This window comes from Bacteroidota bacterium (assembly GCA_040388375.1).
Classification (GTDB): domain Bacteria; phylum Bacteroidota; class Bacteroidia; order UKL13-3; family UKL13-3; genus JAAFJM01.
This window is the reverse complement of sequence record JAZKBU010000006.1, coordinates 11,814-37,790: the sequence shown is the minus strand read 5'-3', so window position 1 is coordinate 37,790 and position 25,977 is coordinate 11,814. Positions and strand designations below refer to the sequence as shown.

Below are 25,977 nucleotides of genomic sequence, written 5' to 3'. Positions count from 1 at the left end.
GCATTATTCTTAATGCTCAGTTCGTCAAAAGCAATGGCGGCCTTAAATGGCACGTACACTATTGACTCTTCGTTGGCCGCAAGTCCAACCAATTACCGGGACTTTGTTTCGGCTGTAAGTGATTTAAAGTTAGGAACAAGAAGTGACGGGGGGACTCCAAACGGAGCGGGGGTAACAGGCGCAGTACTTTTTAACGTAGCTGCCGGAACTTTTGTTGGCCAATTAGACATTACGGCCATAACAGGTGCAAGTGCAACCAACACTATTACTTTTGATGGTGGAGTTGGAAACGCTGCCAACTGTGTTGTACAAGCAGCACCAACTGCTTTAGCTACTGCATTTACAATTAAAATTAACAATGCACAGTACATTAATTTACGAAACATAACTATTAGGGCGGCAGGAACTACTGTTGGTTGGCCTTTACATATATTTAATGTTTCAAGTAACGTAAAAGTTAAAAACTGTATTATTGAATTTACATCATCGCTTACACTTCATACCAACAATAATTTTTGTGCATTGGTTGTTAATAATAGTACAACCAGTCCTACAACTGGTACTACCTCATTGGTTAATTTAGAAGTTGACAGTAATCGCTTTATTGGTGGTTATGCTAATTATTTTTATGGTGCTTCTTCTAACACGGGTATTTATTTTAGAGGAAACAGTTTTGATAGTACTGATTATTATGGATTATATCTTTATGGATCTGTTCAGGCTAAAGTTGTAAATAATAACTTTAATATGAAAACAACAGGTAATGTATCTTCTTATGGAATATACTTTACTACCAGCAATGCTTCAAGCGGAAATTTTCATGAAATAAGCAATAATAAAATTATTAACTGTGGTTTAACCGGCATTTATATAAATTCTTCTAACGGACAAGCTGCTCTTCGCAGTCAATTATTTAATAATGCTATTGGCGGAGGTTTCAGAACATTGACTAATCCAGTAGGTATTTATTTTAATTCAACCTACTCATGGGATGTGTTTCACAATAGTGTGAATATAGATGTGGTTGCAACCGGAACATCGGCAACACCTATTTATTTGGGTAGCTGCTGTACAACAGGAGCTACTTTATTGGATATTAGAAATAATATTTTTGCCATAACTGCAGCAGGCAGTTCTGCTTACGTTATGTACATGCCTAATGGATATAATTATGCGGTAGCAAATACTGCTTCATTAAATAATAATATATATTTTAAACAGGGTGCAAGTAATAATGATCCTTTCCTTTACAGTGGAGGTACTATTTTAACAATGGCCAATTTTGTAAACAATAGCTCTTATAATGCTAATTCGTTTGCTGCCAATCCAATGTTTACGAGCGCTAAAAATTTGAAACCTATTACACCTTGTAATAATGGTGTACAAATTACAGCGGTTACTACATCTATTAATGGTATACCACGTACCAATCCACCTGATATTGGAGCTTACGAAGTAACCCCGCTAACTGATGATATTGGTATTGAAAGAATAACAGCACCTGTTTTACCTTTTACTGCTGGTACACAAAATGTATCGTTATTGTTACGTAACTATGGTAGCAATGTGGTTACATCAGCTAATGCTTATTATGATGTTAATAGTGCCGGCCCTATTTTTACTACATGGTCAGGTAGTTTAGCTTCATGTGCAACTACTACGGTTACTTTTTCAGGAGCTAATCAATATAACTTTATGCCAAATACACAGTATAGCATAAAAGCATATAGTGATTATCCTAACAGCACCACCGATGCTAATAATGTAAATGATACTACAATTATACCGGTTGTGTTTCCTGCTTTGTCTGGTAACTACACTATTGATCAATCAAGCCCGGCAAGTACTACCAATTTTGTATCATTTAGTGCAGCCGCTTTAGCTTTAAATAATGGAGGTATTAATGGCCCTGTAGTATTTACAGTATTGGGTTCAACTCCTTATGTGGAGCAAATGGCTTTATCAAATGTGCAAGGTGTTTCGGCAACCAATACCATTACGTTTGATGGTGGTGTGGGTAATGCGGCCACTAGGATAATAAATTTTGCTGCTGCTACACAAGCAGCCAGTTATACCATTCGTGTTGATAATACACAATGGGTAAGAATAAAAAATTTAACCATCCGTGGTTCAGGTGCAAGTTTTGCATGGCCTGTTCATCTATTAGGTAATGCATCTAATACGCAAGTGCGTAATTGTATTATTGATTTTGCAACGGGTGGTGGTGTGAACGCAACTACTGATGCTTTTACAGGTATAGTAGTAAACGGAGGTTCGGCCAGTATAAGTACCAATTCAACACCTAATAATATTGACTTGGATAGTAACCAGATAACCGGTGGTAACAATGGTATTTATGTTTATAGCCAAGGTTCATATAATTTAAACATGCGTTATAATACGATTACCAATGCCAATTACTATGGTATATATATGTATTATTTGTATGGTTATAAATGTAATAATAATACCATTAACATGCGTGTTACAGGTAATGCTGCTTCAAACGGAATTTACTCTAATTTTACGTTGAACAACAGTTACCAGTATGAGTTAATGAACAATGTTATTACTGATGCAGGTCAATATGGGGTACAGTTTTATTATATGCAGGGAGGTTCAACAAATCCTGCCCGTATTATCAATAACATGATTGGTGGAACTTTTAGAAGTACTGACCCTGCTGCTATGTATTTTAATCAAAATTGCCAATATGTAAACTTATGGTTTAATAGCTTAGTAGTGGATAATGCAACCAGCGGAGCGCAAAGCTCGGTTGTTAAATTCATGAATAGTTGCAGCAATTTTGATGTACGTAACAACAATTTTGTATCGAACAATGCCAGTGCCAATACATATATTTTATATGCTGATGCAACAAGTAGTGGTTTTACCAGTTTAAATTACAATAACTATTACAAAGTAGGTAACCCTACTTCACGTTTTGTGTTTTTAAATGGTATCAATTATTCATTGGCTAACTACAAAGGTGCTTTAGGATATAATGTTAATTCGGTTAGTATTGATCCTACTTATACTACCAATAAAAATTTAAGAACGTCATTGATTTGTAACAATGGTGTGGCTATAAGCGGAGTTACTACTGATTTTGAAGGAGACATAAGAAACAATCCTCCTGATATTGGATGTGATGAAAACATAACAGCTTCTCCACTTGATTTATCAGTGTCGGCTATTACTGGTCCAACATTGCCTATAGCTATTGGTACACAAAATGTACGTGTAGTGCTTAGAAATAATGGAACTTCAACCATTACTTCGGCAGAGGTAAATTACCAGGTTAATGGTGGTGCTGTACAAACTATTTATTGGACGGGATCATTGAATGCCTGCGATACACAAACGGTAGAATTTAATGCTACCAGTGGAGCTAGTTCAAGCGACCAAAGGGTAACTTTTTTACCAGGCATAGTATATACTATTACTGCATATACTTCTTTACCTAATAGCTCTACTGATTTAGTGCCAATAAACGATACTGCGAGAATAAGCAATGTATGTACAGGCTTATCAGGTAATTTTACAATTGATGCTGCAGGTACTCCAAGTGCTACTACATTTACTTCATTTACATCGGCTGTTACTGCATTAACTTGTGGTGGAATAAGCGGGCCAGTAGTGTTTAATGTAATGCCGGGAACTTATACAGGACAGTTAGATTTAACGACTGTAAATGGTGCAAGTGCGGTTAATACTATTACTTTTGATGGTGGTGCGGGTAATGCTCCAACATGTATTGTTAACTTTGCAGCAACAACAACTGCTTTACCTTATACTTTACGTTTAAACAACACGCAGTTTGTTACTTTAAATAACTTAACCATAAGAGGAAGTGGAACAACAACTGCCTGGCCATTACATATTTTTGGAACATGTAATACTATTAAAGTTAAAAATTGTGTAATTGATTTTGTGGGTGGAAATGGTTTAACTGGAACAAGTGATAATTATGTAGGTATTGTATTGAACAATTTTGCTTCTGCTCCTAATGCTACGAGTGGAACAAGTGCATCAAGCAATATTGAAATAGACAGTAACCGTATTGTAGGTGGACATACTTCTACTTATTTAATGGGTAATGGAACCAATACAGGTATTGCTTATAGATACAATATTGCTGATAGTGCTAACTTAAATGGTATTTATGTGAGCAATATTATAGCTCCTAAAATTAACAACAACTTGGTTGAGATGCGTACAGTTGCGGCTTCTACAACCAGTCAAGGTATTTATTTGGCTACTATTAGCAGTAATGCAACTTCAACGGCTGAAATAAACAGAAACAAAATTACCGATGCTGCTTTGTATGGTATTTATGTTACAGGTAGCTCGGGTATTGCAGCTTCGCGTTCGCAAATGATTAACAATAGTTTTGGTGGAGGATTCAGAAATGCAACTCCTTACGGTATGTATTTTACTTCATCAAATTACTGGAATATTTGGAATAACTCTGTAAATATTGACAATGCTGCTACAGGTACCGCATCGGCTATTTATTTTACAGGTAGTACTGTTAACGATTGTAGAAATAACAATTTTGCTATTACGCATCCATCGGCTAGTATTAACATGTATCCTTTCCGTGCTGTTTCTGGTGTAACATTTAGTGCACTTAATTACAACAACTATCATAAAACAGTATTGGGTTTACAACATATTCAGGTAAATGGAACTAACTATGATACTTTAGCCTATAACACAGCTACTTCTGGAGGATTAAATTCTTCTCGTATCAATCCTCTTTATACAGCTACCAGAGACCTATTACCAACAGTTGCTCTTAATGGTATTTTACTGGCAGCAGTGCCTACTGATATTTTAAACGTACAACGTAATAACCCACCTACTATCGGTGCTTATGAAAAAGCTTCAAGTGCTACTACCGACTTAGGAATTGTTTCTGTAATGTCACCTGATACTTTCTTGTCAGCCGGTTTACAAAATGTGGTATTAACGGTTAAAAACTTTGGAGCTACTACTATTAACAGCTTTAACCTTCGCCACACCGTGAACGGTGCAAATATGCAAGATTCATTATTTAGCGGATTAAGTTTAGCTACTAATGATGTGATGCAAATTGTATTGGACGGATCGAAAAGAGCTAATATATTACCTGCCGTATTAACTACATTTAAAGTATATATACACCAACCAAATAGCAGTAACGATGACAATTTAATAAACGATACTGTTAATGTTGGGCCTAAAATTACTTCGTTAAAAGGAATTTATACTATTAACCCAAGTGGTGGTAGCGGTGGAACTAACTTTACCAGTTTCAGAGCTGCAGTTAATGCATTAAACACAGCCGGTGTATCTGGCGCAGTTACTTTTGTAGTATCTGCTGCTACTTATAACGAGCAGGTTAATATTACCAATGTTACAGGTAATAGCAATATCAATACTATTACGTTTGATGGTGGTGCAGGAAATGCAGCAACAAGAATTATAGATACTGCTGCTAATACAACAACTAATTTCTGGACGGTAAGATTAAACGTTGCTTCTAATATTATTTTCAGAAACTTAACTATACGTGCAGGCGGTGCAACTTATGCTGCTGCGGTACATGTATTAGGTAACAGTAATTTTAGTAAATTTAAAAATTGTGTGATGGAAATTACAGGAACTGGAGCTACCAGTACTTCTGCTAATTATGTTCCTGTAATTATCAATAACTCAACTTCAATTACTTCGTTAACCACCGGTTCGCAGGTAAACAATTTAGAGTTTGACAGTAATACCATTAATAATGGATACTATGGTATTTATGCTTATAGTGTTACCGGTACTCCTTATGCTTTCAATAATAAATTCAGAAGAAACAATATTGTGAATGCTTATAACACCGGTGGTTATTTTTATTACCAGGATGGAATGAATATAAGCAATAACAACATTAACATGCGTAGTGTAACTGGTGTTAGTTCATACGGATTGTATTTATATTTCTGCTACACAACAGGTACTAATTTCCATACGGTAAATGCAAATAAAATAACAAACGCAGGTAATTATGGTATTTATGCTTATTACTTTGGAAGTAGCAATGCTCGCCATAGTATAGCAAACAATATGCTTGCGGGTGGTTTTAAAGTAAACGGAAGCTATGGAATTAGCTTACAATACAGTAATAATGTTGATGTATTTAATAACTCGGTGAATGTAGACTTTTTACAAACCGGTAGCGAACAATATGCAGCATTATACTTATACAGTGGTGCAAGTATTGATGTAAGAAACAATATTTTTGCCACTACTGGTGGTCCAACAAATATTGGTTTGCCGGTATATGTTGGTGCATTGCCAAGTGGTATTTTCAGGTTAGATAATAATAACTATTACAGAGCTAATGCTGCTAGTAATAACCTGGTTTACTTAGCCGGTACTTACTATAATGCCAACAATTATTTAAATGGAGGAGGTTTTAATACTGCTTCGTTTAACAAAAATCCTAACTGGGTTTCAGCAACTGATTTACACGTTTTAGAAGGTTGTACAAAAGGTACTAACTTAGGTTTGGTTGATGATATAGACGGACAAACACGTGCCGGTATTCCAAACGTTGGTGCTGATGAGTTTGCTGGTGCTAATAACGATGTAGGATTAGTAAGCATTGCTCCTTTTACCGTTGGTTTACAAGATATACGCGTTGTGCTTAAAAACTTTGGCTCAAATGCTATTACATCAGCCAACGTAAGTTATAGTGTAAATGGAAGTTTAGCTAAAACAATTGCTTGGAGCGGTACATTGGCTCCATGCGATACTGTGAGTGTTTCATTTACCGGAGCTAATCAGTATAACTTTGCTATGGGTACAGCTTATCAAATTACAGCTTATACTTCTAATCCAAACTTAACTGCAGATCCTAAAACATCAAACGATACCATAATTTTAGGACCAAGTTGTGTTTTCTTAAACGGAAATTATACTATCAATGCAACCGGATCAGGTGTAAACAATTTTACTTCGTTTACTACTGCTGCCAATGCTTTAACGTGTGGTGGAATTAGTGGTCCTGTTAAATTTACAGTAGCTGCCGGTACTTATACTGAGCAAATAACATTACCTGCTATTGCCGGTTCAAGCTTAACAAACACCATTACTTTTGATGGTGATAGTGCTGCAAACAGGATAATTACTTTTGCTCCTACAGTAAATACAGAGTATCATACTATCAGGATAAATGGTGCTTCGAACATTATTTTCAGAAATTTAAATATTCAGAATAATGGTACAAGCTACGGTAGTGGTGTCCATATAATGGGTGCTGCCAGCAATATTAAAATTAAAAACTGTATTGTTCAGATTACAGGTGCTGCTGCTACTTCAGCTTCGGGTTCTTATGCACCAATTGTTGTAAACAACAATGCTGATGGTAATAACATAACAGCTTCAGGTTCGCAAGCAAGTGGACTTGAAATAGACAGTAATCGTTTAGTAAACGGATACTATGGTATAGTATTAAGCAGTAATACAGGTAGCCCTTATTTAACCAATACGTTAATGAGAAAAAATACTATTGATAGTGCTTATTATTATGGTATTTACACTTATTACAACAACGGATTAACTTTCCATAACAATACTGTAAATATGCGTATCAATGGTTCGGCTAATTCACAAGGAGTATATTTATACTTTAACTTTGGACAAGGAACCAATGCATTTACAGTAACAAACAATAAAATTAGCAATGCAGGACAATATGGTATGTATTTATATTATACCTATTCATCAAGTTCAGCTTACCGTTCTTTATGTGCTAATAATATGATTGGTGGTACATTTAGAAATGCTTCTGCTGTTGGTTTGTATTGCAGTAACTTAAACTATTGGGATATTTTCAATAACTCAGTAAATCTTGATTACCCTACTACTACAGCTACTTCATCAGCTATGTATGTACAAGCAGGTGGTACACACGATATAAGAAATAACATGCTTGTATATTCGGCTGCTTCAGGAGCTGGAATGGCTTTCAATGCTTCAGCCGGTTCTGTATTAACTACACTTGATTTTAACAATTACGTTAACAATGCAAGCAGTAACTTAGTAACAGTTGGAACAACAACTTATACATCGAGTAACTTTATAGGCGGAGGTGGATACAATGCAGGGTCACGTAATCAAAATCCTGGATTTACCTCAACTACCGATTTACATATTGGCTCAGGTTGTATAAACGGAACGGCATTAGCCAGTGTAACAACTGATATTGACGGACACTTTAGAAGTACTCCTCCAGATATAGGAGCCGATGAATATATTGGTTCAATTAACAATGACATAGGTGTATCATTTATAATGGCTCCTCAATTACCATTTACTGCCGGTACACAAGATGTACGTGTAAGACTGAATAATTTTGGTGCTAACACCATTACATCAGCTAACATAAAATATACAGTAAACGGAGGCTCATTAAAAACAATTAACTGGACAGGTTCATTAGCTCCATGCGATACTACATCGATAGTATTTACAGGAAGCAACCAGTTTACTTTTGCTTTTGGTACTTCATATGTTTTAAAAGCATATTCAGAGCAACCTAATAGTGTTACTGATGCTAATAGAGTAAACGATACTACTACATCAACTTTCTGTACTGCATTTAGTGGTGTTTATACCATTAACCCAAGTGGAAGTGGTGCAAGTAACTTTACTTCAATCAGTGCAGCAGCCAATGCTATTTCATGTGGTGGCGTAGTAGGACCGGTAGTATTTAATATTGCTCCGGGTACTTACAACGAACAAGTTACTATTAATAGCATAGCGGGAGCAAGCGCTGTTAACACAGTTGTGTTTGACGGAGGTAGTGCAGCAACAAGAACAGTAACATTTACACCAACTGTTAATACATCAGCTCATACTATTCAGTTAAACAGCTCACCATTTGTAAGCATATTAAACTTAACCATTATATCAAATGGTGCTACATTTGGTAATCCGGTTCATGTGTTTGGCGGAAGTAACTCAAGTAAAGTAAAAAATTGTATTATTACTTTTGGTAGTGCCGGACAAACAAGTACAGGAAGTGCTTATATAGGTATATTGGTAAATGGATTTAACAACGTACAATCACCTACAACTAACGGAAACTATATTACCGGATTAGAAATAGACAGTAATAAAATTAGTTACGGTTACTACGGAATACTAGTGTTTGGTGCTTCAAATACTCCGCTTTCATCTAATAACAACTATAGATTTAATAAAATAGATAGCTCTTATTACTATGGATTCTATGCTTACTACCAAGATGGGGTTAAAGTTAAAAACAACACCATTAATATTCGTGTAAACGGATCAGTTAACTCAACAGGTGTTTATTTATACGTAAGTAACAGTACAGGTAGTAACTTCCATGAAATATCTAATAATAAAGTAATCAATGCAGGCCAGTATGGAATGTATATTTACTTTAGTAATAACGTAACAGGTTCAAGAGGTAAAATTGTAAATAATATGATTGGTGGCGGATTCAGATCGCCAAGTTCTACCGGTTTATATTTATACTATGGCGACTATTGGGATGTTTGGAACAACAGTGTTAATTTAGATTTTGCAACAACATCTAATACCCTGTCAGCGTTCAGTGCCAATTACTCAACACTTGATATCAGAAATAATCATTTTGTTTATAGTGCAGCTACAGGAACAGGTTTACCTTTCTATTTAAGTAACAGTGCTGTTGCATTAAACTACAATAACTATTTCAATGCAGCAACAAACAATTTGTTGTATTATAATTCTGCAACCTATACTACATCAACCTTTGTAGGTGGAGGTAGTATGAATGCCAATTCATTAAATGTAAATCCACAGTTTGCAAGTAAATTTAACTTAAGAACTGGTGGTTGTATGAAAGGTGTTGCTATAGCTGGTGTTCCTACTGATATTGATGGTGATACAAGAAATACACCACCAGATATTGGAGCGGACGAAGCATTAACTAACGATGCAGGTGTAGTAGCTTTAACGGCACCAACACAACCAATTACTCCAGGTTTACAAAACATAACAGTAGTGGTTAAAAACTTTGGTACAAATACTATTACTTCGTTAAATGTAACTTATAATATTAACGGCTTAGGTCCGGTAACACAAGCCTTAACAGGTATAACATTGTTGCCTTGTAGCACACAAACAGTTACGTTTACAGGAGCACAACAATTTAATTTTGGTGGAGTTACCAATGCTATTGTTTATACATCGTTACCAAACGGAGTAAGCGATAACTTTAAAGGAAACGATACCATTAACCCAAGCTTATGTGGTCCTTTAAATGGTGTGTATACTATTAATGCAACAGGAAGTGGTGCTAGTAACTTTACATCATTTGGTGCAGCATTAAGCAGTATGGTTTGTGCAGGTATTACGGGCCCTGTTACCTTTAACGTAGCAGCAGGTACTTATACCGAGCAATTGGATATTACCAATATAACAGGTACAAGCGCTATTAATACCATTACGTTTGATGGAGGAACAAACAATGCTGCAACACGTATTTTAACTTATGGCGCATCTATTAACAACTTGCGTCACACAGTAAGATTCAACGCTTGTCAGTATGTTAACTTCAGAAACTTAACTATTCAAACAACAGGTGCATCATACGGTTGGGGTGTTCATTACTTCGGTGCAGCACATAACAATAGCGTTAAAAATTGTATTGTTGATATTGCAGGCGTTAATGCTGCAAGTAGTACTAATAACACATTTATTGGTATAGTTGGAAGCGGTTCTGCAACAAACGAAACAACACAATTATTATTGCAGAATGTCGTAATAGATTCTAATACCATTAACAATGGATATTACGGTATTATGTTATATGGTAACAGTACTACACAAAGCACTGGAACATTGGTAAGAGGTAACAACGTTAACGGAGCATACTACTATGGCGTGTATTTATATAGCCAGGATGGATTTGTTTTAAACAATAATACTGTAGTTAACAGAACTGGTGTAAATGCTTCGCAAAACGGTAACGGTTTATACATTAATAACTGTATTGCCACCACTACTAATTTCCATGAAATTAATGGTAACAAAATTACCGATGCTACACAGTCTGGTATTTATATTAATAACTCAAGCTCATCAAGCAGCCGTTCACGTATTTGGAACAACATGGTAGGCGGAGGCTTTACTTCATCTAACAGTTACGGTATATTCTTATCAGGAAATACTTGGGATATTTTCCAAAACTCAGTAAGCTTAGATGCTTCAACTAACAATGCACAGTATGCAGCCTTATTCATAAATTCAGGTAGTAACAATGCTATTAAGAATAATGTATTAGCATACACTGCAACAAGCGGAACAGGTTTACCAATGTATATACCAAGTACCACTTACGTTGCAGGAGCAGGTTCAATTAACTACAACAACTACTATAAAGCAGGTTTAACAGGTACCAATACATTATTGTATTTAGCAGGTAACTACAACTTAACCAACTTTACAAGCGGATCTTATAATAACAGCTCTATTTCTAGAAATCCGTTATTTTTAGGAGCCAGAAACTTACATATAGTAGATGGTTGCTACAACGGAGATAGTCTTGGTGTAACAATGGATATTGACGGTCACGTACGTGCTAGTTTTGCCGATATAGGAGCTGATGAATTACCTTCAGGTGTTGATGATATAGGTGTAAAAGCTATGTTACAACCTAGTATACCTATTGTTTCAGGTTTATCAGACATTATAGTAATAGTTAAAAATTATGGCTCAAATACCGTAATAGGTGGAACCGTTAAATATTCAATTAATAATGGTGCTCCAGTTAGTGTAACTTTCCCAGATACTATTTTACCTTGTGGTTTTGATACCGTTACATTTACAGGCGCAAACCAATTTAATTTTGTTGGCGGAAGCACATACGGTATTAAAGTATACACAGAAACACCAAATGGTAATCCTGATGTATATAACGTAAACGACACTTTAGTAATACCTCCAATTTGTGTGGGAATGGCTGGTGCTTATACTATTAATCCTACAGGAAGTGGTGCAACTAACTATACTTCATTTGGTAATGCTATAACAGCTTTATTATGTGGTGGAATAAGCGGTCCGGTTACATTTGATGTGGCTGCAGCTACTTATAACGAGCAAATAGTTATACCAACCATTCCGGGAGCTTCTGTTACCAACACCGTTGTATTTGATGGTGGTATAGGAAATGCTGCAACCAGGATATTAGTAAACGGTACTACTACTGCCAACTCACGTCATACTGTAAGATTTGATAATACTTCATTTATACAGTTTAGAAACTTGACCGTTCGCAATACAAATGCAACATATGCTTGGCCAGTCCATATTTATGGAAACAGTAACAATATAAAAATTAAAAATTCTATTATAGAAGTTACTGGAGTGGGTGCTACATCAAATTCAGCTAATTATATCAATGTGGTTGTTTCAGGTGCATTAAATTCATCTACATCAAACACCTTGGTTGATAGTATTGAAATAGACAGTAGCGTAATCAATGGAAGTTATGCTTCAATCTGGGATTATAATAACAATGGTACCGCTAATAGATTTAGAGGTAATACTTTAAACAATCCGACCAATTATGGTATCTATATTTATAACAATACAGAAGTTAAAGTACAAAACAATATCATTAACATGTGGCCATTAGGTCCAAATACATCTACTGGTATCTACTTGTATTTCTGTCTTACTTCAGGTAGTATGTTACATGAAGTTACCGGCAATAAAATATATGATATGGGCCAGTATGGAATTTATAACTACTTTGTATACGGTTCGTTTAGTAATCCTTCACGTATAAACAATAATATGATAGGTGGTGGATTTAGAAATACATCTTCACACAATGGTATTTATTTAGACTATGGTAATTATTTGAATATTGATCATAACTCAATAAATTCAGATACAGCCATATCAGCAGCTACCGGATTGTTAAACATAACCAATTCATCAGCTATCAATGTTCGTAATAATATATTTAGCATTACTGACGCTGCTTCGCAAGCCATTGCTTTAAATGTGCCTACTGCAACAAACGTAGCAACAGTAAACTATAATAATTACTACAAAGCAGGTAGTCCTTCAACCCTAATTACTATTGGTTCAAATTACAGCCCTGCAACATTTGTAGGTGGTGGTGGTTATAATGCCAACTCTATTAACAGAGATCCATTGTTTACCTCGAAAAGAGATTTACATGTAGGCAATGGTTGTAACAATGGTATTGCAATAGCTACCGTTACGACAGATATAGACGGTAACGTAAGAAACAATCCGCCAGATATGGGAGCCGATGAAGTAACAGGAGGTGTTAACAACAATATTGGTGTTGCCGCTATGTTATCACCATTATCTCCAATTACAGCAGGAGCACAAACCGTTTCAGTTATTATTTCTAATTTAGGAAATACCATTGTAACAAGTGCCGATATTAACTACAGCGTAAACGGTGATATACCGGTAACACAAAGTTGGTCAGGTACGTTAAACCCTTGCGATACTACATTGGTAACATTTACTACAACCTTTAACATTGCAATAGGAACAGCTTATACAGTTAAAGCGTACACTTCGTTGCCAAATGGAACAACCGATGGAAACAACTTAGACGATACATTAACAGTAGGACCGCTTTGTCCGGCTATGGCAGGTAGCTATACTATTGATGCTGCTGGTAGTGGTGCAAGTAACTTTACTTCATTTACTGCAGCTGCAAGTGCATTACAGTGTGGAGGAATAGTTGCACCGGTTACATTTACAGTTGCTGATGGTACCTATAATGAGCAGGTAAATATCAACGCTATCAATGGTGTAAACGATAGTACTACCGTAACCTTTATAGGACAATCTAGAACTGGAGTTGTATTAACCTATAACGCAACTACAACTACCAATGCACATACACTTAGATTAAACTCTTCTCCATACATTAACTTCTACAATATGACCATCCAAACTGCAGGTACAACTTATGGTGTAGCTGTTCATTTATTAGGAGCAAGTAATGTTGTTAAAATTAAAAACTGTAATATCAGAATAAACGGAACAGGAGCCAATGGAACTTCGCAATACTTTATTCCGTTATTGATTAATGGTAGCAGTGATTTAACCAACTTAACACAAAATGGAACTAGTATTAGTAATATAGAAATTGACAGTAACAGAATTTATTCAGGTTACTATTCAGTTTACTATTACGGTCGTACTTCAACTCCTTATTCACAAAATAATAAATTCAGACTGAATAGCATAGACAGTTCATATTACACAGCCGTATATGCTTACTATGCAGAAGGATTTAAATTTTTGAATAATACAGTTAATGTAAGAATAAACGGAACAACTGGTTCATCAGGTTTAAGTTTGAACAATTGCTACAATACAGGCATCAACTTCCACGATATTAGTAACAACAGAATATCAGGAGCTGGTCAGTATGGAGCATATTTATATTTTGCCAGTGGCACATCATCAGCTAATCGTAGCCGTTTTGTAAACAATATGATCGGAGGCGGATTCAGAAGCACAGCTGCATCAGGTTTATACTGGCAGTACAGCGATTTCTGGAATATCTTCAATAACACAGTGAACTTAGATTTTGCAACTAACAATGCACAATACGCTGCAGCTAGTTTGTACTATTACACTAACTTGACTTTAGATATCAGAAATAATATCTTTAACTACACCGCTACAACAGGAACAGGTATTCCATTCTATTTAGGAGGAACAGCAACCATTGCAACATTTAATTACAATAACTTCTATAACGGAGCTGCTGCTAACTTAATTAACCTGAATGGAACAACTTACACTACTGGTACCTATGTAGGAGGAGGAGGTTACAATGCTAACTCATACAACGTAAGCATTCCGTTTACGTCTACAAAAGATTTACATTTAACTAACAGCACAAGTAAAGGAATAGCTATACCAGCAGTTACTACAGATATAGATGGAGAAACACGTCTTTCACCTCCAGATATTGGAGCTGATGAATACTTCTCATCTATGGATATTGGTGTGTTAAGTGTTGATTCACCAACAACCAATTTCTGTGGTACAACTAAAAACATAGTGGTAAAATTGAAAAACTATGGTAATCAAACCGTAAACAATGCTGTTATTTATTGGACCATTAATGGTGTTAGTCAACCAACATATTCTTGGACAGGCACATTAACATCAGGTAATACCAGTGCACAGATAGTATTGGGTAATTATAACTTTACTACTGGTGGTACATTTGCTATTAGTGCATTCTCAGCATCGCCAAATTCAACTACCGATATCAATGCCAACAACGATACTGCCAATTCAACTATCAATGTAACAGGTTCGGTAACACCAACAATAAGTATGGTTGCTACCAATTCGAGTATTTGTTCAGGCATGTCAGTTACCTTCACTGCAACTGCTACCAACGGAGGTTTAACACCAACATACCAATGGCGTATCAATGGACTTACCGTAGGAAGCAATAGCAATACATTTACCAGCACTACACTGGCACATGGCGATTCAGTTATTTGTATTTTAAGTTCATCTGCATTGTGTGCAACAGTAGTCAACGTGGTTTCAAACCATGTTAAAATGAATGTTGGTATATCAATAGTACCGGATGTAAACATTGCTACAACTGCTACAACAATATGCGCAGGTAACTTAGTTTCATTCACAGCTACACCGGTAAATGGTGGATTAACACCAAGCTATCAGTGGAAACAAAATGGCGTAAATGTAGGTACCGATACCAATGTATTTACACCTGCAACTATCAGCCATAACGATTCATTCACAGTAGTGTTAACATCAAGTTTAGGTTGTGCTATTCCTAGTAAGGATACATCAAACTCAATTAAGATGACAGTTAATCCGCTTATTACACCATCAGTAAGCATCACCGCTTTTGCTACAACATTCTGTGCAAGCACAGTTGATACCTTTACAGCAATTCCGGTGAATGCAGGTACCGCACCAAGTTTCCAATGGAAGAAAAATGCAGGTATAAACATTGGTACCAATAGCGATAAATTAATTGTTTCTAATTTGTCAGATAACGATTCAGTTTATGTAGTAATTACAAGTAACGCAGTTTGTCCATCACCAACTACAGCTACCTCTAACAAAATAGGAGTTACCGTTATACCATCAGTAGTGCCAACAGCAGTAGTTACTTCAGCAACTACAACCATCTGTGCAGGCGATGCTATTCAGTTTAACGTAGCTACTACCAACGGAGGAACAACGCCAAACTTGTTGTGGAAGAAAAATGGAGTAACAATAGCTACCAATGTAGATAGCGTTATTACATCAGCACTTACAAACAACGATACCGTTTATGTAGAGTACACTTCAAATGCAACATGTGCAGTACCAACATCAATCGTATCAAACAAAAAAGTAATTACAGTAAACCCTATAGTAGCACCAGATGTAACTATAGCGGCTAGTGTAAACAATGTTTGTGCAGGTACCTCAATACAATTTACTGCAACTCCTGTAAACGGAGGAGCTACACCACATTACCAATGGTATAAAAATGGAGTAGCTGCCGGTACAGATAGTGCTAAGTACACATCAAGTACCTTTGCAGATGGTGACAGCATAACAGTTATATTAACTTCAAATGCAACATGTATCAGCAGACAGTTAGATACATCAGCAAGCGTTAAGCTAATTATCAATCCGATTCTTACTGCTACAGTAGCAGTTACTGCCAGCCAAACCACTATTTGTAGTGGAACCAACGTTGTGTTTAATACAAGTATAACCAATGGAGGTACCACACCACATTATGTATGGAAGAAAAATGGCGTGACCGTTGGTACAGATTCAGTAGCATTTGCAAGCACTACATTGGCTAATAACGATACCATTTATGTAGTACTTACAAGCAACGCAGGTTGTTTAAGTGCTAACAACATAGTATCAAATAAAACAGTTATGAATGTAACAACTACCGTTGTTCCGGTTGTAAGTATTGCAGCAAGCAATAGTTCAATTTGTTCAGGTGCGTCAGTTACATTTACTGCCAGTTCATTAAATGGTGGAACAGGTGTACAGTACCAATGGAAACGTAATGGAGTAGATGTGGGTACTGACAATGCTTCATTTGTTACATCATCACTTACTGATAACGATTCAATCAGTGTACAAATGACTTCGTCAGCAGCTTGTGCTTCACCTGCAGTAGTAGTATCAAACAAAATACGTATGACAGTAACACCAACAGTAACACCAACAGTAAGTATTACTGCAAGCGCTACTTCAGTTTGTGTTAACTCGCCAGTTACATTTACAGCAACTCCTACCAACGGAGGAACAGGCGTACAATACCAATGGAAACGTAATGGATTGAATGTAGGTACCAATAATGCAGTACTTACTACATCATTAATTGCCAATAACGATTCAATTAGTGTACAAATGATTTCGTCAGCAGCTTGTGCTTCACCGGCTACAGTAGTATCAAATAAAGTGGTTATGACTGTATCGCCAAACGTAATACCAACAGTAAACATTACAGTAAGTGTTAATACTGCTTGTGTTGGTGCGTTAATGGAGTTTACAGCAACTCCTGTTAATGGTGGAACAACTCCTCAATACCAATGGAAACGCAATGGATTAGATATAGGTACCAATAATGGAGTATTCACTTCAACATCATTAACCGATAACGATTCAATAAGCGTTCAAATGACATCATCAGCAGCTTGTGCTGCACCAACTGTTGTTACTTCAAATAAAATCAGAGTATTTATTTTGCCAACAGTAACACCGGCAGTTACAGTAACACAATCAGCTAATAACGTTTGTAGTGGTACAACAATTGTATTTACAGCAACCGATGCCAATGGAGGAACAACACCATCTCACATTTGGTTGAAAAATGGAACAGTAGTTGGGTCAGATAGCATTAAATATACCACACCGGTAAATTACGGTGATGAAATTAAATGTATATTGACCAGCACCGCTAATTGTACAACCAAACCAAAAGATACCGCCACTGCAGCATTATTGATTAAACGCCTTCCGGCTAAACCAATAATTACCAGAGTAGGCGATAGCTTAATGACTGCTGCTACAACAAGCACATTCCAATGGTATGTAAACAATATAGAAATTCCTGGTGCTACCAATAACAAGCACAAAGCAAAACAAACAGGAAACTATATAGTAACAGTTGATAGCCTCGGTTGTCAAAATACATCCGATGTGTTTGCTGTAACAAGTTTAGGTATCAAAGATGTTGTTGCTAATGACTTCGTTCAGTTGGCTCCAAATCCAACTTCAAGTTCAGTACAATTAACAGCGAAGTTTACCAATAGCGATGAAACAGTTGTTTCAGTTTACGATATGTCAGGTAAACAAATAACACAAATAGTTCTAGGCAAAGCCGATAGAATAGATGGTCAGGTAATTGATTTAAGCGATATGAAATCAGGCGTTTATTTAATACATGTATTACATGGTAATAAACTAACCGCTAGAAAAGTAGTAAAAGCAGAATAAGTTAATTAAACCATAACAAAGTAAAAGCCCGCTTTCAATGAATGAAAGCGGGCTTTTCTTTTAGAATGCTGATAGTGTAGCTTATACTAAATATGACATTGATTTATGCAACCACACAGGTGAAAGCAATATCAGTACATAAATTTTAACAACACATATATGATAAAAAAAATTACAGTATTAGCTTGCCTTATTTACACTACCAGTATTCAATCACAAACCGTTAAAGAAGTAAAAGGATTACGTTTTTACGAACACCATAGTTCAGACATGACAGGTACACCCTTTGGAAATGGTGCCAATGGTTCAAAATCAGGATACAATTTTGTAAGTAACCAATACTATTGGAGCTTCGATCAAAATACATTTGGCGCTTATGCCAATGCTGAAGAAAATAATATAGACATGGTAGAACACAATGGCCCATTTGGAACCAGTGGTGCTTCTTTTTATTTAGGTTTTACTTCAGGTATAAGTACCATATGGGGCGGTTCCATTAAAGGCAATAGCACTACAAAATGGCATAAACTAGATAATGGATTAACCATATACAATGCAGCCACTGCCAATACCGATATAAGCAGTAAATATAATTCAACTAGAGCTACCTTAGCCATTGCCGAGGTGAAAACAGACGAAGTATATATTGGCAGAATAAGACAAAGCAATCTATACGTTATGTTAAAGTGTACCAAAGTACAAATACCTGCAGGTCCGCCAAGCGGAGGTAATGATAATGTATATTTTGAGTTTGATTACAAATACACCGCTAATGCCAATGCGGTACCCGAAGTAAAAGAAGAAACATACACCGTATATCCAAATCCTGCCAATAATAGTATAGTAGTTACAGGCAACACAGCAATAAAACAAGTAACTGTAACTGATATGACAGGGAAAGAAGTAGCTATACAAGTCATAGCTAACAATACCATCAGTACAGCAGAATGGAAAGAAGGTTTATACATTGTATCATTTAAAAACCAGGAAGGAACAATATTACACAAACAGAAAATTCAGATTGTACATTAATACAATAAAATCCATAAAAAAATCCCGTTCAATTTTGAACGGGATTTTTTGTTAAAAAGATAAGAGTATTTCTACTGATTAATGAAGTTTATAAGTAACTCCTAAACCTATAGAAAGATAGTTAGATGCTTCTTCTGCATTAATTGAATTAAATCTAACCATACCATTTCCAGCGAAATTATCGTTAAAGAAGTACATTAAACCTGCTCCAAGACCATAACTCAAGTAATTTTCTTTAACCTCACCACCAAAAAAATCAAATGTATATTGAGTCATACCAAAATCAATTCCTGCATAGGGTCTAACTTCATCAGTCATGAAAAAGTAGTCTCCACTTAAATGGAATTGAGTTGAACTAACCGAATAAGAAGAGGCCGATTTCAAGGCTAGTGAAAAATAATTGGCATTAATACCTGCAGATAAGTTGTCAGTTAAGAAGTATTTACCCGAAATACCATAACCTAAACCACCATCTACGGCATCACCAAATTTACCCATTGGTAACAAGTAGCCTAAATTAACACCTCCTAAAATTTCTCCTTGTTGTGCTTTAGCTCCAAACATTAATGCTACGGTCAAAGCTACTGTTGTAATAATTTTTTTCATATATTTTTTTTCATAAGAAATACGAAAGTATTAAATTATTATTTTTTGTCAAGTTTTTTGACATTTATTAATAACCAGGTTTATCCACTTTGTCCTTCAATCTTTCCTTAATATCCAAACGGTGTTTTCTGGCCGTATCAATAGCTATATCATAACCCGCATCAGCATGACGAATAACACCCATAGCGGGGTCGTTATGCAATACACGTTTTAACCTGCGTGCAGCATCTTCAGTACCATCAGCTACTATAACCATTCCTGCATGAATACTATAACCCATACCAACGCCACCACCATGGTGAATAGAAACCCAGCTGGCACCACCAGCCGTATTAATCAATGAATTCAGTATAGGCCAATCAGCTACCGCATCACTGCCATCCTTCATCGCTTCCGTTTCACGGTTTGGACTAGCTACAGAACCCGTATCCAAGTGGTCACGACCAATTACAATAGGGCCTTTTACTTTACCTGTTTTTACCAGTTCATTAAAAGCCAAAGCTGCTTTTTCCCTATCGCCCTGGCCTATCCAGCAAATACGTGCAGGCAATCCTTGAAAAGCAATACGCTCTTGGGCCATATCCAACCAACGGTGTAACGATTCATTTTCAGGAAACAAATCCTTCATTACCTGATCCGTTACATAAATATCATTAGGGTCGCCACTTAAAGCTACCCAACGGAAAGGACCTTTACCTTCGCAAAATAAAGGGCGAATATAAGCAGGTACAAAACCCGGGAAATCAAATGCGTTTTGCACACCACGTTGGTCTTTTGCTTGTCCACGCAAGTTATTACCATAATCAAAAGTAATAGCACCACGCTTTTGCAGTTCCAACATCAATTTTACATGGTGAGCCATGGTATCCAACGATTTTTCAGTATACTTTTCAGGCTCCGTTTTACGCATATGGTCAGCCACCTCTTCAGCTATGCCTTCTGGATAATATCCGTTTAAAGGGTCGTGAGCTGAAGTTTGATCCGTTAATAAATCAGGTGTTATATTACGTTCAATTAAACGTTCCAATAAATCAATAACATTACAAAGCACGCCAATTGATAAACGCTTACCTTCCGCTTTGGCCTTTAAAGCCATATCAATAGCCTGGTCAATATCACGGCTCATTACATCCAGGTAACGTGTTTCAATACGTTTTTTAATTCGCCATTCCACCATTTCAGCAGCTAGGCAAACACCATCGCACATAGTAACCGAAAGTGGTTGAGCACCACCCATACCACCTAAACCGGCAGTTACCGTTAACGTTCCTTTTAAAGTACCGTTAAAGTGTTGGCGGGCAGCTTCAGCAAAAGTTTCATAAGTTCCCTGCACTATACCTTGCGAGCCGATATAAATCCAACTTCCCGCAGTCATTTGGCCGTACATCATCAGTCCTTTTTTATCCAGCTCATGAAAAGTTTCCCAGTTAGCCCACTTAGGAACCAACATAGAATTTGAAATTAAAACACGCGGAGCATCCTTATGCGTAGGTAAAATACCAACAGGTTTACCACTTTGAATTAAAAGCGTTTCATCCTCTTCCAAATCCTGTAAAGCCTTAACTATTAAATCAAAACTTTCCCAATTACGGGCCGCTTTGCCTATTCCGCCATATACCACCAAATCGTCAGGCCTTTCAGCTACATCTGGATCCAAATTATTATGAAGCATGCGCAATGCAGCCTCCTGTACCCAACCTTTACAACTTAATGTATTGCCGGTTGCTGCATGTAAATCTGTATGTTTAGTCATTTATACTGAGTAATTTTATAGTTCAAGTAGTTTTCAAAAGTATTGATTTCACCTATCAAAAAAATACATCACCACATGATTTTTATATTTTACCCATTTTAGGGCATAAAAAAACTGCTTTACATTTACGTAAAGCAGTTTTAATGAATAGGTTTTAAATAAGATATTACTTGCTTACACTGAATTTACCAGAAGAAACAGCTTGGCCGTTTTCGTTGCAAATGCTGTAAATGTAAATACCATTGCTATAGTCTTCTACATTTAATTTAGCTTCCTTGTTTTGTAAGTTTATGTTTTCAATTAAACGTCCTGTAATGTCATAAATAGCAATTGTTCTGGCCAATACATTTTCAGTTGTAAAGTTAACAATTGATTTAGCAGGATTAGGGAATACCTTAACACTTCCAATATCAATAGTTCCAACAGGTACAGGTTGAACAGAAGTTCCCCACTCGCTGAAACGGATATTATCAATAATTAAAGTAGTGTTTTGTCCAACCGATGAACCCGAAGAAGGTAAAGCATTTATAATAGTTATTCTTGCACTATCAGGATTGTCAGTTGTATTAGTACGGTAAGTTAAGTTAATAGATTGGTCAGCAAGAGCAACAGAACTACCAGTTGCAGTATTTACGTTAATTATAATAGGATTACTTAAAATAGTATCTCTGGTACTTGTAGTTGAGTTCCATTTAGTCATAGTAACTAAAATAACAGCAAAATCAGTTGACAATTGTTTAGCAAAACCAGAAACAAAACGAATTGAAGTAGGACGGTTTGTTGAAGCAAAAGCAGTTCCTAATTGAGTTGGTAAACCAGCAGTTCCTATTTGCAACATGTACGACCCACTAATTGGAGAAGCAATCCTAGTAACACCTGCAGTAAATATTTGCCAATTGTTTAAAGAAAAGCCTGAACCAGTTTGAGTCCAATTTTCAAAATCGCCATTTGGAATAACCTGTGCGTTAGCCGATAAAGTGATTGCAATACCCGCAATAATTGTAATTATTTTTTTCATATATATTTTTAAGTGTTTGCGATAATAGTTTATTTAAAAATAATAAGAAAAGTTACCACGTTAATTTTACAAAAATATTATGAGCGGTTCCAGTTTGTTATTAAAACTTTAATTATAAATTGATATTATTGCGGGATTATTTATTGCCATATTAATCATGAAAATAGACGTTCACGCCCATATTTTGCCACAGTTTATGCCCAATTTAAAAACTAAATATGGATATGGCGATGAATTTATTTACTTAGATCATTTTGAAGAAGGCAAAGCCCATATGATGAAAGCCGATGGTACTTTTTTCAGAACCATTGACGAATTATGTTGGAACCCGGAAAAAATAATTGAACACATGGATCAACATGAAGTGCAAATAATGGCACTTTCGCCCATACCTGTATTGTTTTATTATTGGGCAGAGCCTAAGCATACTTTAGAGTGGGCACAATACTATAATAATTACCTATCCGAAATTCAACAAAAGTACCCCGATAGATTATTAGGTTTAGCTACTTTACCTATGCAAGATATTGAATTAGCGGTGCAAGAATTAATACGTTGTAAAAACGAACTAGGTTTAAAAGGAGTAGAAATAGGAACTCATATAGAACACCGTAATTTAGATGATGAATACTATTATCCGTTTTACGAAGCAGCAGAAAGAGAAGGAATGGCCATATTCGTTCATCCTTGGGATATGATGGGACAAGACCGAATGCCAAAATACTTTTTACCTTGGTTAGTTGGTATGCCTGCCGAAACATCATTAGCTATTTGTAGTTTTATATTTGGTGGTATATTCGATAAGTATCCTAAATTAAGAGTTTTATTTGCACATGGGGGAGGATGCTTTCCTCAAACATTAGGGCGAATAAGTCATGCTTACCATGCCCGACCTGATTTGTGTAACGTACATAAAATAAGTGACCCCAGAACGTATTTAGATAAATTTTATATAGATAGCTTAGTACACGATGATGATACCTTTAAATTTTTAGTTCAATTATTTGGTGCCAATAAAATTGCCTTAGGCAGCGATTTTCCTTTCCCTTTGGGTGATTTAGAACATGGGAAATTTATTGAACAAATGAAAGATTTAACACCTGCACAAAAAGAACAAGTACTAAATAAAACGGCCAAAGAGTGGTTGGGTTTATAACATTAAGTTCAATACAAATGTTAAATTAAGGTTACATAATAACAAAATTTAGTTAATTGAGGCATTTGGCATTTAATTTGAAAACAAAATAAATAGATTTAAGATTTAGCTTCAAAAGAGCCAATCTATCAAAACAATAAAAACAGATACATGAAAAGATTAGTATTATTTGCACAGCTATTGTTAGTAGCATTTTCAATCCAAGCACAATCATTAAGTGAGGGTTTAAAAGCAATTGATTTTGAAAAATATGAACATGCACGAAACATATTTTTAGCATTAACAGAAAAAGAACCGGCCAATGGCGAAAATTATTATTTATTAGGCCAATCATACAATAATTTATATAAGCCCGATTCAGCTTTAATTAGTTATAAAAAAGGCTTACAAAATGCACCTAATTACCCCGGTTTATATGCTGGTGTTGGAGAGTTGTTATTAGAAGATAATAAAGTAATGGAAGCTCAGGCACAATTCGACAAAGCATTAGCACTTTGTAGAAACAAACAGGGAGATTATGTAAATGCAAAAGGAATGATTGCCGTAGCAAGTGCTATGATAACAGGTGAAAATAAAATGTTAGCACAAGCTTCCGCTTTAATGGAAGAAGCCTATAAAGTGACTAAAACCGATTATGATGTATTAACCACTGCCGGTGATGTGTTTTTAGAAATGCAAGATGGAAGTAAAGCAGCCACTTTTTATAATAGAGCCACCGTATTAAATCCAAACAACCCTAAAGCATTTGCAAAAATTGCTCTAATATGGATAAGAGTAAGAAATTTAGCGGTAGCCAAAGAAGCTTTAGATACAGCTTTTGCTAAAGACCCTAACTATGCTACAGCCTTTAAAAACCAAGCAGAGTATTATTCATTGTTACGTAAATTCGATAAAGCAAAAGAGTCGTATAAAAACTATTTGTTAAACTCAGAAGTAAGTTCAGCCAATCAATTACGTTATGCACAAATTTTATACAAATCAAAAGAATATGCAGAAGCCTTAATTTACGTGCAAGAAGCCATTAAAAGTGATAAATCAAATAATATTTATTTGAACCGATTATTAGCCTACTCAAGCTACGAAGCAGGTAATTTAAAAAACGATCAGGAAACATTTAAAAAAGGATTAAGTGCATTAGAAACATTGTTAGCTAATATTGCACCCGAAAAAGTAAGTGCTACCGATTACGAATACTTAGGTAAATTACAATCAAAAATACCCGGAAAAGATAGTATAGGAATAGTGAATATAAACAAAGCCGTTACTATGGACCCTAACAAAATAGAGTTATACCAAGAACTGGCTAAAATTTATTTTAAACAACGTAAATATACCGAGGCAGTAACAGCTTATGAAACATATACAGGCTTAGCTAAAAAAGTTACCCTGTTAGATAATTATACAATAGGTAAATATTATTACAATGCTAAAATGTTTGTTAAGGCAGATTCAGCTTTTGCAAAAGTAAACGAAGCAAAACCAGACTATGCTGATGCATATTTACAAAGAGCCAATGCAAATGCTGCTATCGATACCCTGTTAAAAACAACTATTGCTAAAACACTATACGAAAAGTACATTGAATTAACATTAGCCGATACAGCTAACTTCAACAAACAAAAAGTAGCATTATCAAAAAGTATTGCTTCCGCTTATGATTATTTAGGTTTTTATTTCTTGCAAAAAGACATGAAAAATGAATGTAAAGCTATGTACAGAAAAGCATTAGAATATGACCCTAATAATAAAAATGCAATTGAAGTTTTAAAACAATTGAAGTAACATACCAATCAATTCCTAATTACAAAGAGCTTCGGGGTTTTAACCTCGAAGCTCTTTTAGTTTAAAACAATA

Annotated in this window: 7 protein-coding genes; 4 read left to right on the top strand and 3 right to left on the bottom strand. The window is 35.7% G+C overall.

The window, feature by feature from the left end:
- Nucleotides 1-12 precede the first annotated feature (12 nt).
- Together V4538_10115 and V4538_10110 are read left to right on the top strand one after the other, a co-directional pair.
- Complete coding sequence (locus V4538_10115) at nucleotides 13-18,558, top strand: right-handed parallel beta-helix repeat-containing protein (protein ID MES2381383.1); 18,546 nt, start codon at nucleotides 13-15, stop codon at nucleotides 18,556-18,558.
- A gap of 159 nt (nucleotides 18,559-18,717) precedes the next feature.
- Nucleotides 18,718-19,590 (top strand): T9SS type A sorting domain-containing protein, encoded by an 873-nt coding sequence (locus tag V4538_10110; GenBank protein MES2381382.1) that lies wholly within the window; start codon nucleotides 18,718-18,720, stop codon nucleotides 19,588-19,590.
- A 78-nt stretch (nucleotides 19,591-19,668) separates the two neighbouring features.
- Here the strand turns inward: V4538_10110 and V4538_10105 are convergent, their stop codons facing one another.
- The 3 genes from V4538_10105 to V4538_10095 all read right to left on the bottom strand — a co-directional run bounded on the left by V4538_10105 (nucleotide 19,669) and on the right by V4538_10095 (nucleotide 22,967).
- A complete protein-coding gene (locus V4538_10105) occupies nucleotides 19,669-20,196 on the bottom strand; it encodes an outer membrane beta-barrel protein (protein ID MES2381381.1) in 528 nt (175 codons plus the stop codon).
- A 67-nt stretch (nucleotides 20,197-20,263) separates the two neighbouring features.
- Complete coding sequence (hutU, locus tag V4538_10100; GenBank protein MES2381380.1) at nucleotides 20,264-21,949, bottom strand: urocanate hydratase; 1,686 nt, start codon at nucleotides 21,947-21,949, stop codon at nucleotides 20,264-20,266.
- A gap of 166 nt (nucleotides 21,950-22,115) precedes the next feature.
- Nucleotides 22,116-22,967, bottom strand: coding sequence for a T9SS type A sorting domain-containing protein (locus tag V4538_10095; protein ID MES2381379.1), 852 nt, complete (start codon nucleotides 22,965-22,967; stop codon nucleotides 22,116-22,118).
- Between the two features lie 157 nt (nucleotides 22,968-23,124).
- Between V4538_10095 and V4538_10090 the strand changes: the two genes are divergently transcribed.
- Nucleotides 23,125-24,123, top strand: a complete 999-nt coding sequence (locus tag V4538_10090) for an amidohydrolase family protein (GenBank protein ID MES2381378.1) — start codon at nucleotides 23,125-23,127, stop codon at nucleotides 24,121-24,123.
- Between the two features lie 150 nt (nucleotides 24,124-24,273).
- Nucleotides 24,274-25,905, top strand: coding sequence for a tetratricopeptide repeat protein (locus V4538_10085; protein MES2381377.1), 1,632 nt, complete (start codon nucleotides 24,274-24,276; stop codon nucleotides 25,903-25,905).
- Nucleotides 25,906-25,977 lie beyond the last annotated feature (72 nt).